12 protein-coding genes are annotated in these 12,451 nt (G+C 58.9%); 7 read left to right on the top strand and 5 right to left on the bottom strand.

Annotated features, from left to right (window positions below; genetic code table 11):
- Nucleotides 1-406 precede the first annotated feature (406 nt).
- The 3 genes from FJ959_RS13805 (at nt 407) to FJ959_RS32495 (ending at nt 3,934) form a co-directional block, all read left to right on the top strand.
- Entirely contained in the window at nt 407-1,477 is a 1,071-nt protein-coding gene (locus tag FJ959_RS13805; protein WP_140499421.1) for an AraC family transcriptional regulator, read from the top strand.
- 748 nt (nt 1,478-2,225) lie between these two features.
- Nucleotides 2,226-3,077 carry a helix-turn-helix domain-containing protein gene (locus tag FJ959_RS13800; RefSeq protein ID WP_210239525.1) on the top strand — a complete coding sequence of 284 codons (852 nt, stop codon included), beginning with the start codon at nt 2,226-2,228 and terminating at the stop codon, nt 3,075-3,077.
- A gap of 251 nt (nt 3,078-3,328) precedes the next feature.
- Nucleotides 3,329-3,934 carry a L,D-transpeptidase gene (locus FJ959_RS32495; protein ID WP_140521310.1) on the top strand — a complete coding sequence of 202 codons (606 nt, stop codon included), beginning with the start codon at nt 3,329-3,331 and terminating at the stop codon, nt 3,932-3,934.
- Between the two features lie 137 nt (nt 3,935-4,071).
- Here FJ959_RS32495 and FJ959_RS13790 read toward each other — a convergent pair whose 3' ends face one another.
- The 5 genes from FJ959_RS13790 to FJ959_RS13770 form a co-directional block, all read right to left on the bottom strand.
- Nucleotides 4,072-4,524, bottom strand: coding sequence for a universal stress protein (locus FJ959_RS13790; RefSeq protein WP_140499425.1), 453 nt, complete (start codon nt 4,522-4,524; stop codon nt 4,072-4,074).
- Nucleotides 4,525-5,197: 673 nt separating this feature from the next.
- Nucleotides 5,198-6,022 (bottom strand): Ku protein, encoded by an 825-nt coding sequence (locus tag FJ959_RS13785; protein WP_140517447.1) that lies wholly within the window; start codon nt 6,020-6,022, stop codon nt 5,198-5,200.
- A gap of 137 nt (nt 6,023-6,159) precedes the next feature.
- Nucleotides 6,160-7,155: a YihY/virulence factor BrkB family protein gene (locus tag FJ959_RS13780; protein WP_140630372.1), complete on the bottom strand. Its 996-nt coding sequence runs from the start codon at nt 7,153-7,155 to the stop codon at nt 6,160-6,162.
- Between the two features lie 5 nt (nt 7,156-7,160).
- A complete protein-coding gene (locus FJ959_RS13775) occupies nt 7,161-7,400 on the bottom strand; it encodes a hypothetical protein (protein ID WP_140630370.1) in 240 nt (79 codons plus the stop codon).
- Nucleotides 7,401-7,502: 102 nt separating this feature from the next.
- The gene (locus tag FJ959_RS13770) at nt 7,503-7,808 is read right to left on the bottom strand and encodes a preprotein translocase subunit YajC (protein ID WP_140500644.1); all 306 of its coding nucleotides are present in this window, start codon (nt 7,806-7,808) and stop codon (nt 7,503-7,505) included.
- A gap of 520 nt (nt 7,809-8,328) precedes the next feature.
- Between FJ959_RS13770 and cyoA the strand changes: the two genes are divergently transcribed.
- From cyoA to cyoD, 4 genes are read left to right on the top strand one after another with little or no spacing between them, the layout of a single operon-like run.
- Nucleotides 8,329-9,276 carry a ubiquinol oxidase subunit II gene (gene cyoA, locus FJ959_RS13765; protein WP_140630367.1) on the top strand — a complete coding sequence of 316 codons (948 nt, stop codon included), beginning with the start codon at nt 8,329-8,331 and terminating at the stop codon, nt 9,274-9,276.
- Between the two features lie 2 nt (nt 9,277-9,278).
- On the top strand, nt 9,279-11,282 hold the full coding sequence (gene cyoB, locus FJ959_RS13760; RefSeq protein ID WP_181170974.1) for a cytochrome o ubiquinol oxidase subunit I: 2,004 nt from the start codon (nt 9,279-9,281) through the stop codon (nt 11,280-11,282).
- Nucleotides 11,279-11,953, top strand: coding sequence for a cytochrome o ubiquinol oxidase subunit III (cyoC, locus tag FJ959_RS13755; protein WP_140500647.1), 675 nt, complete (start codon nt 11,279-11,281; stop codon nt 11,951-11,953). The genes cyoB and cyoC overlap by 4 nt, the downstream gene beginning before the upstream one ends.
- On the top strand, nt 11,950-12,360 hold the full coding sequence (gene cyoD / locus FJ959_RS13750; protein ID WP_140517457.1) for a cytochrome o ubiquinol oxidase subunit IV: 411 nt from the start codon (nt 11,950-11,952) through the stop codon (nt 12,358-12,360). The genes cyoC and cyoD overlap by 4 nt, the downstream gene beginning before the upstream one ends.
- Nucleotides 12,361-12,451: the final 91 nt, after the last annotated feature.

Genomic DNA, 12,451 nt, shown 5'->3' with positions numbered 1-12,451 from the left:
CACTCCGTCGGAAAGTGGATAGAAATTGGTTGGCCGTCAGGAGATTCTGATGGCGCGACCTCAGTGGGGCCGCAACAAACCTTCCGACCGGTTGGTCGCAAGCAAGAGAAACGCAAGGTCACTCCACATGGCGCGCTCGGCGCCGATGAGAATGGCCATAGTCGCAAGGGTAAATACGATGCGAAAACGCTGTCCCAGCTTCCACGAGAAATAAACGCATTGTCTACGTTTGGGATTCCTAGCCCACTCTAGGGGAGCATCTCCGGCTTAAGATTGCCTCAAAATCAATCTCATCCGCGGCGGCAGGTTGAGGGTGTGTTTTATTGTCGGTTTCCTTGCGGGAAACGGCCTGCCGACCTCTTGAGCTGCCTATACTTCGGCGTCTCATGTACGACAGGAGTTTGTTATGGACGCGAGAGTAACCGCTGCCGGCATTCCCACCGACCCTTTTGCGGATGAGCCTCTAAGATGCGCCATCGACGTAAATAGCTTGTCGGCACCCCCAGCCGAACAGTTTGATTTCTATCGATCATGGTTTGCTGGGGTTGCCGAAATACAGCTTCTTCGGGCCGAGCACGCCGTGTTCCCGGCTCGTCATCAGGTATGGCAGTTGGGCGATCTGGCGTTGAGTTCCATCGAAATCCCAGGCTCCGGCTACGAGATACAATGGGAACATCGCAGACGGTCCCTGTTGGATCACTGGATGCTGTCCGTGCCGTTCTCGCAGTCTGCTGCCGGCGAGATGATATCTCGTCGGCCCCGCATGAGGTGTCTGGCCTTGCCCGATGTTGGAGTGAGCAACGATGATCTGTTCATCACACTGTTTCTGCCCCGCACATGGCCGGCAACCAGATCATCGAAAATCGAAGCCAGCGACGAGGCACTGGATTTTCTTGCGCACTACGCCGTTCTGCTGCACCGCTCACTTCCTCATTTGAGAGAAGCGGATCTGCCCCATATCGTCACCGCGACTGCCAACATTTCCGCGGCTGCTCTTATGCCGACAAAAGATCATCTGGCAGAGGCGCAAGGGCCTGTGAACGCGGTGTCTGCCGCTCGGATTGCCAAGCGTATCGCAGAGAGGTTGAGCGATCCCGACTTGACGCCCAACAAACTCTGCCGTGCGGTCGGTGTCTCACGCTCCCGTCTCTACCGGATTTTCGAGCCGGTGGGCGGTGTGTCCAATTATGTGCGGCGCAAGCGGCTGCTGAAAACGCGCGACGCTCTAGCGGACAGTTCGGACAGGCGAACGATCTCCAGCATTGCCGAAGTATGGGGCTTCCAAGATCCGTCTACCTACAGCCGGATGTTCAAAACAGAGTTCGGCATCTCTCCAAGGGAAGCGCGCGAACTCGGGTGGCAGGGCGTCAAGCATTCGACCTGGCTGACTGTGGATGAGCCCCTCGCGGATGCTGGCATCCTGAGCAACCTTCTGATCAACAATTCATTGGGATTGTCCCTTTCTTCAAGACAGTGACGGATTCCTGGCAGAGGTCGGGGCGCCTGGAGATCATCCCACAAGCTACAAGAAATATACGTCAAACCCATATTATGGATTCCTCGCATATTTTTCAAAAATCGATGACCGTTTAAGCTCGGCCGTGTCCTCGTCATTAGCATCACGATTTTCGATAACTCCACTCTGGATTTTTAATTGTCAGGACCGTCTCCTTGCGAAAAGCACATCGTTCATTGTTGATCTGCTAGCTCGATAGGAGCTTGTGATGGAGGTAACAGTACGAAGCGATACTCTTGGCGAGCCGATCGCTGGAGCAGTTGCCATACACGCTGCCGACATCCGCACATCATCGATTCTGCTGGCTGGGCGAGATGTTCTTGTCGACTGGTTCTATACCACCCAAGCAGGTGCGGGTGTCAGGATTTCAAGTCCCATAACCTCGATCTCGCCGCGGCTACATCCGCCGGGGATGAGCCCGATACGTCTGGTCTCTTGATCGAGAATTCCATGGGGTTGCCGTCACCCTCTTTCAAGCAATGAGTTTGCCTCAATGCAAGACAAGCCATCAATTGTCAGCGAAAGCGAAACGATCGGGACCCCAGAACCTCTAAGATGCGTCGTAGACGTTGATACCTCGCAGGCGCCACCGCCCGAGCAATTCGACCTTTTCCGGAGTTGGCACTCAAATATAGCCGACGTCGAATTGCTGCGAGACGAGTTCGGCTCGTTCTCTGCGCGCGAGCGGGCGTGGCGGTTGGAGAGCCTCGTGCTGGCTTTCATCGAATATCCCGGGATGGGGTACCGTCGGCGGTGGCGCAGCAGAAAGAGTCCGGTGTTCGACCACTGGGCTCTTTCGGTGCCCCAGACAATCCCCGCGGGCGGCGGCACGCCAAGAATGGGACAGCTGCGCTGGCAATGCCTGGGTGCACCCCATGAAGACCAGGGTGAGGATGACGGTGTCCTTGCGCTATTCCTTCCGCGGGATTTCGCCTTCTCGCAACCCTTCACGCTCGATATCCGGCCCGAGATGGCCGCATTCGTCGCCGACTATGTTCTGCTGCTCTATCATTCCTTCCCCCATCGCACGGAAAGCGACGTCCCGTATGTCGCATCGGCGACCACCAGCCTGCTTGCCGCGTGCATTTCCCCGTCCCGGGATCACTTTTTCGAAGCACAGGAGCCGATCGACGCGGTCATCATGGCCCGCGCGAACAAGATCATAGTAGCCAATCTGGCCGACCGGAATCTGACACCGGGAAAGCTCTCGCAAGACCTCGGCATTTCACGCTCTCGACTTTATCGGATTTTCGAACCAGCCGGAGGAATCTCGCACTATATCCGGCGACAGCGGCTGCTGAAAACGAGGGACGCGCTCGGAAACATCGCGGATGGACGCCCGATTTCGAGCATTGCGGAGGAGTGGGGCTTCATGGATCCCTCGACATATAGCCGGACATTCAGGCGCGAGTTCGGAATCTCGCCCAAAGAGGCGCGGGAGGCGGGCTGGCTGGGCCTCAAGCACCCTCCGTTGGCGGAGCGGTCGAACAACGGCAAACCTTCTCTGAACAGCCTCCTGGCCAACAATTGCCTTCTCAGCCATCAGCTTTCGACTACGTGATTGGAGTCTTCGGCTGAGGTAATCTTGTCGAAGACAAGAGTGAACCCATTCCTTGGCGAAGCTGGAGATTGGGCGCCGGTTCGAACTGCCCGCCGGGAACACCACGCAGTCTGACGAGGCGCTCGTATGACATAAGAGATTGCACCCTCAGCGGAGAGGCCGATGTCAGAAGTGTTGGTCCCGATAGCGCAGGCTCATCGAAGCTCATAAAATGCCAGCCAAGAAGTCATTAAATTTCGGAGGTTCATTTGGTGAATTCTTTGAGCAGACGATCCGTGATCGTTGGGGGAATATCATTTCTGGCGCTGTCCGGGCATGCGGAAGCTTCCCAAAAGAGTTGGTATATCGGGAGAATTCCAGATAAGCCTTTTGACATCCCTCTCGTAGACAAGACGCGCATCCCCCGGCAATTCCGTCGGCAAACAGTGCCTTACTTGGGTAGGGAAACCGCCGGAACAATCCTAATCAACAAGCAGGAGCGCTTCCTGTACTATGTCGAAGACGCAGGCAGGGCGATCCGCTTCGGCATCGCTGTCGGTCGGGATGGACAGCGATGGGGTGGAGAAGCCATCGTTGAACGAAGAGCCCAATGGCCGACCTGGACCCCCACCGCCAACATGCGACGCCGTAATCCGAGCTTGCCGCAGCGCGTTCCGGGAGGCCCAAACAATCCTCTCGGCGCCCGGGCGCTGTATCTGTATCGCAATGGCCAGGACACGCTGTATCGCATTCATGGGACCAATGAGCCGTGGACCATTGGAAAAGCTGCATCATCCGGCTGCATCAGGATGTTGAACGAGCATATTTTTGAACTCTTCGGAACGGTGCGCAACGGCGCGCGCGTTATCGTTGTCTAGCCTGCGGCAATCATGAATGCCATTGCGCGGCACCTCTAAATGCCGAGGCCGACGCGTGGAGACATCCTCGTCACAGGACACCGTCTCTCCGGAAGCTTGAGCGCAGAGGAAGCCGGCGCTTCTCCGGTTTCGTTTGGCTACCGCACGACCAATACAGGCACACTTCCATCCGCGAGAACCTCCGACGTCTGGCTTCCCAGCAAAAGCTTTCTGATGCCACGACGGCCATGGGAAGCCATCACAATCAGGTCGCAGCCTCGTGACTTGGCGGTGTCGATAATCGCCTTGGCCGGGTAGGTATCCGGGACATGTAGAAATTCTGCGGAAACCCCCATCCGGTCGGCTGCCTCCCTGACTTGATCGAGGACTTGCCCTGCGAATTCCTTGCTCGCGGCCTCAAAACTATCAACCTCCTCCTGCGAAGGAATAGACCCGGAGGTAAATCCGGTTCCATAGTCAATCAGCATTGGCTCCGTGACCGTGACAACTGTCGCCTTGGCAGCCAAGGCTTTCGCCAGGGCTATCCCCTGCTCAACGCCCTTCCTGGCGACGTCGGAGCCATCCGTGCTCACGAGGATATGAGTGTACATCTGAGTTCTCCCTGCCTGGTCGACCACGGTTCCGGCAACACCAACACTCGTCGAGATATGCACGTTGGTGCACTGCAAGCCCTCTCTTGGACATCCAACTCACGCCGCTTGTATCGCGACGCTGGGCACATTCGGGAGCGGACGCACCATCTCCAAACCGCGGAGGAATAGCGCTAGCCCGGCCCGACGATCACCAATTGCCTTTTCGTGTACCAGCTATGGTTAAATCACAGACAAGACGACAGATGTTCGCAATGCCTTTGTTGCCCGCTCAACCTACAATTCATCGAGTCATTGCGTTATGTGCAATTTATCCCAATGAATTGCATCTCGTCCAATTCTCCTTATTGCGACGTGCATATGTTGGCGATTCCCCTTTCGACCCCAAAATCGAACAATATGATTTGATCAATGTATCTTTCGGTGAGTATCTCCATGTGAAAAGAAGCACATTATTGACTGGAGGGGCGGCAGCCGTCACCGCCTGTCTGCAAAGCCCGCCTTTTCGCAGTCGATGGGACGTGCATCTTGGGGTTAAAGGCGACGCGCCCCTGCACCGCGCGAATGACTCGGGCGGAAGCCCCGAGCCCGAGCGACCAATCGATCTTTTCTGATCCCGGCACAGGATCGTTTTCGGTCATAATTCGAAGAAAGCAGACAACCAGATCCGCGACTATGCCGATTTGCGTCCGGCTTTGGCTTTGGGGCGGTCCTTGATGCCTTCCTTGGCGAGACTCTTGCGGAGAACCGACGCCAGATCGATAACGTTCTCCTTGGGCGGGGGCACCGGTTTGGGCGGCTGCTTGCCCTTGCGTTTTGCGTCGATCAACGCGATGAGCGCATCCTCGTAGGTGTCTTCAAATTTCGACGGATCAAACTTGGTCACTTTTTTGTCGATCAGCAGGCCTGCGATTTCGAGCAGTTCCTGGTCATATTCATGGCTTTCCAGGTCTTTGAATACGGTCTCTTCCGAGATCATCTCGTCATGGGTCCGCAACTCGGTAAGCAGCATTCCCTTGCCATATGGCTGTATCACGACTTCGCGCCCGCGTTGGTACAGCACCACGCAGGACCGCGCCGCCACGCCCTTCTTGGCCATCGCTTCGCGCAGCACGGAGAAGGCCTCGGTGGAAGCACCGTCGGCAGGGATCAGGTAATAAGGCTTTTCCAGGTAGCGCGTATCGATATCCTTGATGGCGACAAACTCGTCGACCTCAAGCGTGTGCTCAGACGTCATCTTTAGCTTTTTGATCTCGTCCGGTTCGACCTTGATGAAATCGCCCGCGTCTGCCTCGTAGCCTTTGACTTGGTTTTCGCTATCGACGACATCGCCCGTCTCTTCGTCAACATAGGCAGCCTTGACGGGCAATCCATCTTTCCGATTCAAAATCTTGAAGTGGATTTTCGATGCCTCACTGGTTGCACCCACAAGCTTCACTCCGCACGACACGGACCCGACTTTCAGAAACCCTTTCCAAACTGCTCGTGGGGCCGCCATGCAGTCCTCCTGTCGCGCCGATCCTTGGCACAAACGTCAGCCGGATCGTTCCGTTCCGCCCGCCTGATCAGCATCGACGCACGCGATCGCATCACGGATGGTGCGGCTTTCCATGCCAACGGTGCCCCCGCGCGGCGTCAATCCTGCTTTCGCCGCGACAAATGCGAGAGCAGCGCGGTGATCAGGCTGCTTACCACAATCCATGCGGCGATCTCGCCGTCATGCACCTCAGGCCGGCGCGGCGTGTCTATCTTGTCGCCGCTCAACGCCACTACCGGCGCAAGGTCTGGCCGGCTTCCGCGCCTGACCGAGTAAGCGCGCGTAATTTCTGCACCGAAGAGGAATATCTGCGCTGAATAATAGACCCAAAGCAGCACCACCATAAGCGCGCCTGCCGCTCCGTAGGAAGTCGCTATCGCGCTGGTGCCGATATACCAGCCGATCAGCGACTTGCCGATGGTGAACAGCAACGCAGTAACCACCGAACCGACGGCAACATCGCGCCATTTGAGCGTGCGATCCGGCAAGACCTTGTAGATCGCCGCGAAGAGCAGCCCAATTAGCAAGAAAGAGACAACGGTGTTGACGCTGCTGAGCACCAGTTCGCCGAACGGCAGGTGGTGATTGATGACATCGCTCAGCGCGGTGATCGCTGCGCTTGCCGCCAGCGATACCAGCAGCATGAAGCCCAACGCGGCAACCAGGCCGAGGCTTGCCGCGCGCGCCCGCACCAGGCGCGAAAGCGACAGGCCGTCGGCTTTTACCTTCCAGATCTCGTTCAACGACTGTTGCATCTCACCGAAAACACCGGAGGCAGTGAAGAAGAGCGTCACCAATCCGATGAGCGTGGCAAGCGTCCCGGACCATCGGTGCGAAGCCGTCTCGATCGTCGCCTTGAGTAGATCGGCACTCTGCGCGCCCATCGCGCCGGATATCTCCGCTGACAGGGCGAGCTGGGCCGCATCCTTGCCCACGGCCAGACCGGCGATCGCCACGACGATCAGAAGGATCGGCGCCAGCGATGTCGTGGCGTAGAAAGCCACCGCTGCCCCGTGGCTCAACGCATTATCGTCGATGAAGCCGGTGACGGCGTCCTTCAAGAGAATCCAGGTACCGCGAACCCAGTGTGGCATCTCCCTCATCCGTCACGCCATATCGGACGCGGAGCGTCGTGGCCTGTCCCGATTGATGTCACGATCGGTGGAAACTGCCCTGCACGCCGTTCTTTGGCCGCTTCCGCCAGTGCCAACACCGCGTTGCGGACCCCGGTCTGGATTGCGCGGTTGGCGTCAAGCCCTTCATGGCTCGTCGCATAGGGCTTCCAGTAGCCGATATAACGCGCGAGTTCGGCCACCTCGCCGATGAGGTCAAGCTTCATCAAGCGCAGCCCGTCGGTAGGGCCGGCGCGGCGAGATGGCGTGGATAATCCCATCCCGCGAGCTCGGCCTCGTTGGCGAGCTTTGCGTCGCGGGGTGATGCGTCAGCCATTTCGGGCCGCGCAATTTTTCTTGAGCCTTATGATCGCCGATTTGTGGACGGTAACCACCCCGCCACAGTCAATCCGTACGCTCAGCTTGTTGGTTTCAGGATCGACCCGAGTGACGTCCCCAACAAGAACGACTTTGTCTCCGACGTGAGTTCTGGGGGGAGCATCGATCGCATAAGGACGATCATAGGAGGGGATGCTCACCCTGGCGCGCCCACTGGGAAGCATGTCCATGACCGTACTCGTCAGGGCAACTTCATCACCGATTGCAACTTCTCGAGGCAGGTTGAATTGCAGCATGGCATTTCTCCCGAGACTATCCCAAATCAATGCTGGCAGCTCGAGTTGGTTGCCTGAAATCGCACCTACATAGCAGGCAATCGGAGACGTGCCGACGCGGATCGCGAGCCGCGGGCTCAACAGCTCGCCGGGGAGGAGCACACGGGGGCGGAACCTTTAAGAGCCAAGCCAACCGATATTGCGTGATCGCGAAACGTCCCAGCGCGCAACGGCGTCTCGCCCGAGGTTGGGTTGCATCTTGTAGGGCTCGCGTTCGCCGTAGCACCGGCGGTACCCCCGAGTTGGACATTTGCTGTCCGTTTCCGCAGGAAGAGCATCCAGCCTGCAGCACGTTAGCTTGCCGTAACGCTGACGTAGAACAAGTTGAGATCGGAGCGTGGGGCGCGCGAGACGCTCCGTCATCTCGACGTAGCGCTCTTCGCCGTTGGAGACGAAAGCGCGCCTTTGCGGAACAAGCAGCCCGCGCCTCAGTTATGCAGGTACTGATCCCGGGGACGGCGGCTGGCTATGATGTTTTCCAGTGTTACACCGTTGTAGTCGAGGCCCATCGCTTTTCTGGATTTTTGCGGCGGTAACCCTGTCCGGTTGCGCGGGAGGTGTGCTCGACCCGCAGGGACCGGTCGGCGCGGGGAACCGCACGATTCTCCTGAACTCAATGGCCGTGATGCTGGTCATCGTCATTCCGACGCTGGTCGCGCTGCTTGCCTTCGCCTGGATATTCCGTGCCTCGAACCGCAGGGCTCGGTATGATCCAGAGTTCACCTATTCCGGCCGGATCGAGCTCATCGTCTGGTCGATTCCGACGCTGACCATCCTCTTCCTCGGTGGCTTGATCTATTATGGATCGTACCATCTCGATCCTCGCAAGCCGATCGACTCCAGCCGGCCGCCACTCGAAATCCAAGTCGTGGCGCTCGACTGGAAGTGGCTGTTCCTCTATCCCGATCAAGGTGTCGGAACGGTCAACCAGCTGGTTATTCCAACCGGCATGCCGGTGCGTTTCAGATTGACCTCGGCCAGCGTCATGAACACCTTCTTTGTGCCCCAGCTCGGCAGCATGGTCTATGCTATGAACGGCATGCAGACCGAGGTCAACCTGCAGGCTGATCGCGAGGGCGAGTACTTCGGCCTGTCGGCGCATTTCAGTGGCGATGGCTTTTCGGACATGAATTTCCGTGTCAGGGCAGTCTCGGCTGACGCCTTCGCCAGTTGGGCCTCCTCCTTGCATGGCGGAGGCGGCGTGCTCAACGCCAGCGCCTATCGCCAGCTTGCCAGGCAAAGCATCAACGCGCCGGCATCCTCGTTCGGCCATGTGCAGCCGGGCTTGTTCGATGCGGTCGTGCGCCAGACGCTACCTCCGGGGCCGGGACCTGCTGCGACCGCCGCCGGAGAGCCGCAGGTGAGCCCGAAAGCTGAGCCCAAGGCGGGAGCGCCGCCCATGGCTCACCAGCACGATGAAGGAGGATGACGATGCTCGGCAAGCTCGACTGGTCGGCCGTTCCCTTTGACCAGCCTATTCCGCTCGGCGCGGCCCTGATCGTCTTCCTGGCCGCCGCCGCCGTTCTGACCTGGGTAACGATCAAAGGCTACTGGCCCTATCTTTGGCATGAGTGGATAACCTCCGTCGACCACAAGCGGATCGGCGTCATGTATATCGTGCTGGCGGCGCTGATGCTTCTGCGCGGCTTCGTTGACGCCGTCATGATGCGCACCCAGCAGGTGCTCGCCATCCACGGGCCGGGATACCTGCCGCCGGAGCACTACGACCAGGTCTTTTCGGCCCACGGCACGATCATGATCTTCTTCGCCGCGATGCCCTTTGTCATTGGGCTGATGAATTTCGTCATCCCGCTGCAGCTCGGCATCCGCGACGTCGCCTTCCCGACGCTGAACTCAGTGAGCTTCTGGCTGACCGCGACCGGCGCGCTGCTCGTCAACATTTCGCTCGTCGTCGGCGAGTTCGCGCGCACCGGGTGGCTACCTTATGCACCGCTGTCGGAGACGACCTACTCGCCAGGCGTCGGCGTCGATTATTATTTGTGGTCGATCCAGATCTCCGGCGTCGGCACCCTGCTCACGGGCGTCAACCTGGCGACCACCATCCTCAAGATGCGCGCGCCAGGCATGGGCTATCTGCGCATGCCGATGTTCTGCTGGACCTCGCTTGCCTCCAACATGCTCATCGTCGCCGCATTCCCTATCCTTACCGCAACCCTCGCCATGCTAACCCTCGACCGTTATCTCGGCTTCCATTTTTTCACCAACGAAGCCGGCGGTAACCAGATGATGTTCGTCAATCTCATCTGGGCCTGGGGTCACCCCGAGGTCTACATCCTCGTGCTTCCCGCCTTCGGGATCTATTCGGAGATCTTCTCGACCTTCTCGTCGAAACCGCTGTTTGGCTATCGTTCGATGGTTGCGGCGACGATGTTCATCTGCATCGTCTCCTTCATGGTCTGGCTGCACCACTTCTTCACCATGGGCGCCGGCGCTGATGTCAATGCGGCTTTCGGCATCGCCACCTCGGTTATCGCCGTCGGCACCGGGGTCAAGATCTACAACTGGCTCTTTACCATGTATGGCGGGCGCGTGCGCTTCGAAACGCCAATGCTGTGGGCGCTAGGCTTTGTCACCACTTTCATCATCGGCGGCATGACCGGCGTGCTGCTCGCCGTTCCGCCGGCCGATTTCATGCTGCACAATTCGCTCTTTCTCGTGGCGCATTTTCACAACGTCATCATCTCGGGCGTGCTGTTCGCGGCCTTTGCCGGCTTCACCTACTGGTTCCCGAAAGCCTTCGGGTTCCGGCTGCATGAGGGTTGGGGCAAGGCGGCGTTCTGGGTCACGCTTGCCGGCTACATTCTGGTGTTCGTGCCGCTCTATATCGTCGGCCTTCTCGGCATGACCCGCCGCCTTCAGCATATCGACATGGATATGTGGGCGCCGTGGCTTGTCGTGGCGGCCTTCGGAATCGTGGTGATGATCGTCGGCGCCGCATGCCAGGTCACGCAGCTTGTCGTCTCGATCAGGCATCGCGACGAGTTGCGCGACGAGACCGGCGACCCTTGGGACGGGCGCTCGCTGGAATGGTCGACATCCTCGCCGCCGCCCGTCTTCAACTACGCGCGGCTGCCGCATGTCGAAAACGAGGAGCCCTACTGGACCGTCAAGCAAAGGGCAATGGACGAGCAGAGTCAGGAGACCGAAGAGGACTACGAGGCGATCGAGATGCCGCGCAATAGCCCCACAGGCTTCGTCACCGCCTTCTTCAGCACTCTGATTGGCTTCGCGCTCATCTGGCACATCTGGTGGTTGGCGATTGTCGGCTTCATCGGAGCCTATGCCACCTTCGTTGTATTCGCCTGGCGCGAGCATGGCGATTACGAGATCCCTGCCGAGGAGGTCGGCCGCATCGATCTTGACCGCAAGGCAGCCCAGCTTGCCTGGATGCGTAGACGCGAGCGTGTGGCATGAGCGACATCCCCGCCGGCACCGCAACGCGCGATCCCTACCGGCTGGGCCGCACCGCAGGGCATGGCCATCACGTGTTCTCGGCGACCGGCCACGGCGAGGGAGGCCCGGCCTCGAAGTTCGTCACGGTTGCCTACGGCTTTTGGATCTTCCTGTTGTCGGACATCATAATGTTCTCGGCTTTCTTCGCCGCGTATGCCGTCCTGTCCAATTCGGCGGCGGGGGGGCCAACAGGCAAGGAGCTGTTTGAGTTGACGCGCGTCGCGGCACAGACGGCGCTGCTGCTCACCTCGAGTTTCACCGGCGGCCTTGCGATGCTCGCGACCCACCGCCGGTCAATGGCCGCCACCCAGTTCTGGTTGCTGGTGACCGGCCTGCTTGGTGCAGCCTTCCTGTTCCTGGAGGTGCAGGAATTCGCGGCCATGGTGAATGAGCAGGCGGGCCCATCACGCAGCGCCTTCCTGTCCGCGTTCTTCGCCCTTGTGGGCTGCCACGGAACTCATGTTGGACTTGGCCTGCTTTGGCTCGGCACCATGATGGCGCAGCTCTGGATAAAAGGCTTTCGTCCCGACATATTGCGCCGGCTTCACTGCTTCAGCCTGTTCTGGCACGCGCTCGACATCATCTGGATCGCCATCTTCACCCTGGTCTATCTGCTGGGAGCGTCATCATGAGCGAAATGGACAGCCGGAACGAGGACATGCTTGACCGCCGCGATTCCGCACCAGGCGAAGAACGCAGCGAGGAACACGAGGTGGCGGGAGGCCTTTCCGGCTATCTGCTGGGCTTTGGCCTGGCAATCCTGTTGTCAGTGGCGTCCTTCATTGCGGCACAAACCGATCTAATTTACCAGCCGGCCGTGATCTCGGCCCTGACGGTGCTTGCCATCGCACAAATGGGCGTCCATCTCGTCTTCTTCCTGCACCTGACGACAGGACCTGACAACACCAACAACGTGCTCGCGCTCGCTTTCGGTGTGCTGATCGTGACCTTGGTCGTTTTGGGCTCGGTGTGGATCATGAACCATCTCAGCCAGAACATGGGAGCGATGGATGCGCATCAGGCTCACATGATGCCATAATGCGGTTCCAGGTCTGTGGCCTGGGCGCAAAACCGCCTGTCCGTCGGTTCGGTTACCTTGTGCATAGCGTCTGCACTTTCAGGCGTCGAAA

Origin of the sequence: Mesorhizobium sp. B2-2-4, assembly GCF_006442375.1 — a bacterium.
In the GTDB taxonomy this organism is placed as follows: domain Bacteria; phylum Pseudomonadota; class Alphaproteobacteria; order Rhizobiales; family Rhizobiaceae; genus Mesorhizobium.
This window is presented reverse-complemented; position numbering and strand designations above follow the sequence as displayed.

What these genes read in the sequence shown, in the direction of transcription:
- FJ959_RS13805 (WP_140499421.1), top strand. Translation starts at nt 407, where the DNA reads ATGGACGCGAGAGTAACCGCTGCCGGCATTCCCACCGACCCTTTTGCG.
- FJ959_RS13790 (WP_140499425.1), bottom strand. Translation starts at nt 4,524, where the DNA reads ATGTACACTCATATCCTCGTGAGCACGGATGGCTCCGACGTCGCCAGG.
- FJ959_RS13785 (WP_140517447.1), bottom strand. Translation starts at nt 6,022, where the DNA reads ATGGCGGCCCCACGAGCAGTTTGGAAAGGGTTTCTGAAAGTCGGGTCC.
- FJ959_RS13780 (WP_140630372.1), bottom strand. Translation starts at nt 7,155, where the DNA reads ATGCCACACTGGGTTCGCGGTACCTGGATTCTCTTGAAGGACGCCGTC.
- FJ959_RS13775 (WP_140630370.1), bottom strand. Translation starts at nt 7,400, where the DNA reads ATGAAGCTTGACCTCATCGGCGAGGTGGCCGAACTCGCGCGTTATATC.
- FJ959_RS13770 (WP_140500644.1), bottom strand. Translation starts at nt 7,808, where the DNA reads ATGCTGCAATTCAACCTGCCTCGAGAAGTTGCAATCGGTGATGAAGTT.
- cyoB (WP_181170974.1), top strand. Translation starts at nt 9,279, where the DNA reads ATGCTCGGCAAGCTCGACTGGTCGGCCGTTCCCTTTGACCAGCCTATT.
- cyoC (WP_140500647.1), top strand. Translation starts at nt 11,279, where the DNA reads ATGAGCGACATCCCCGCCGGCACCGCAACGCGCGATCCCTACCGGCTG.
- cyoD (WP_140517457.1), top strand. Translation starts at nt 11,950, where the DNA reads ATGAGCGAAATGGACAGCCGGAACGAGGACATGCTTGACCGCCGCGAT.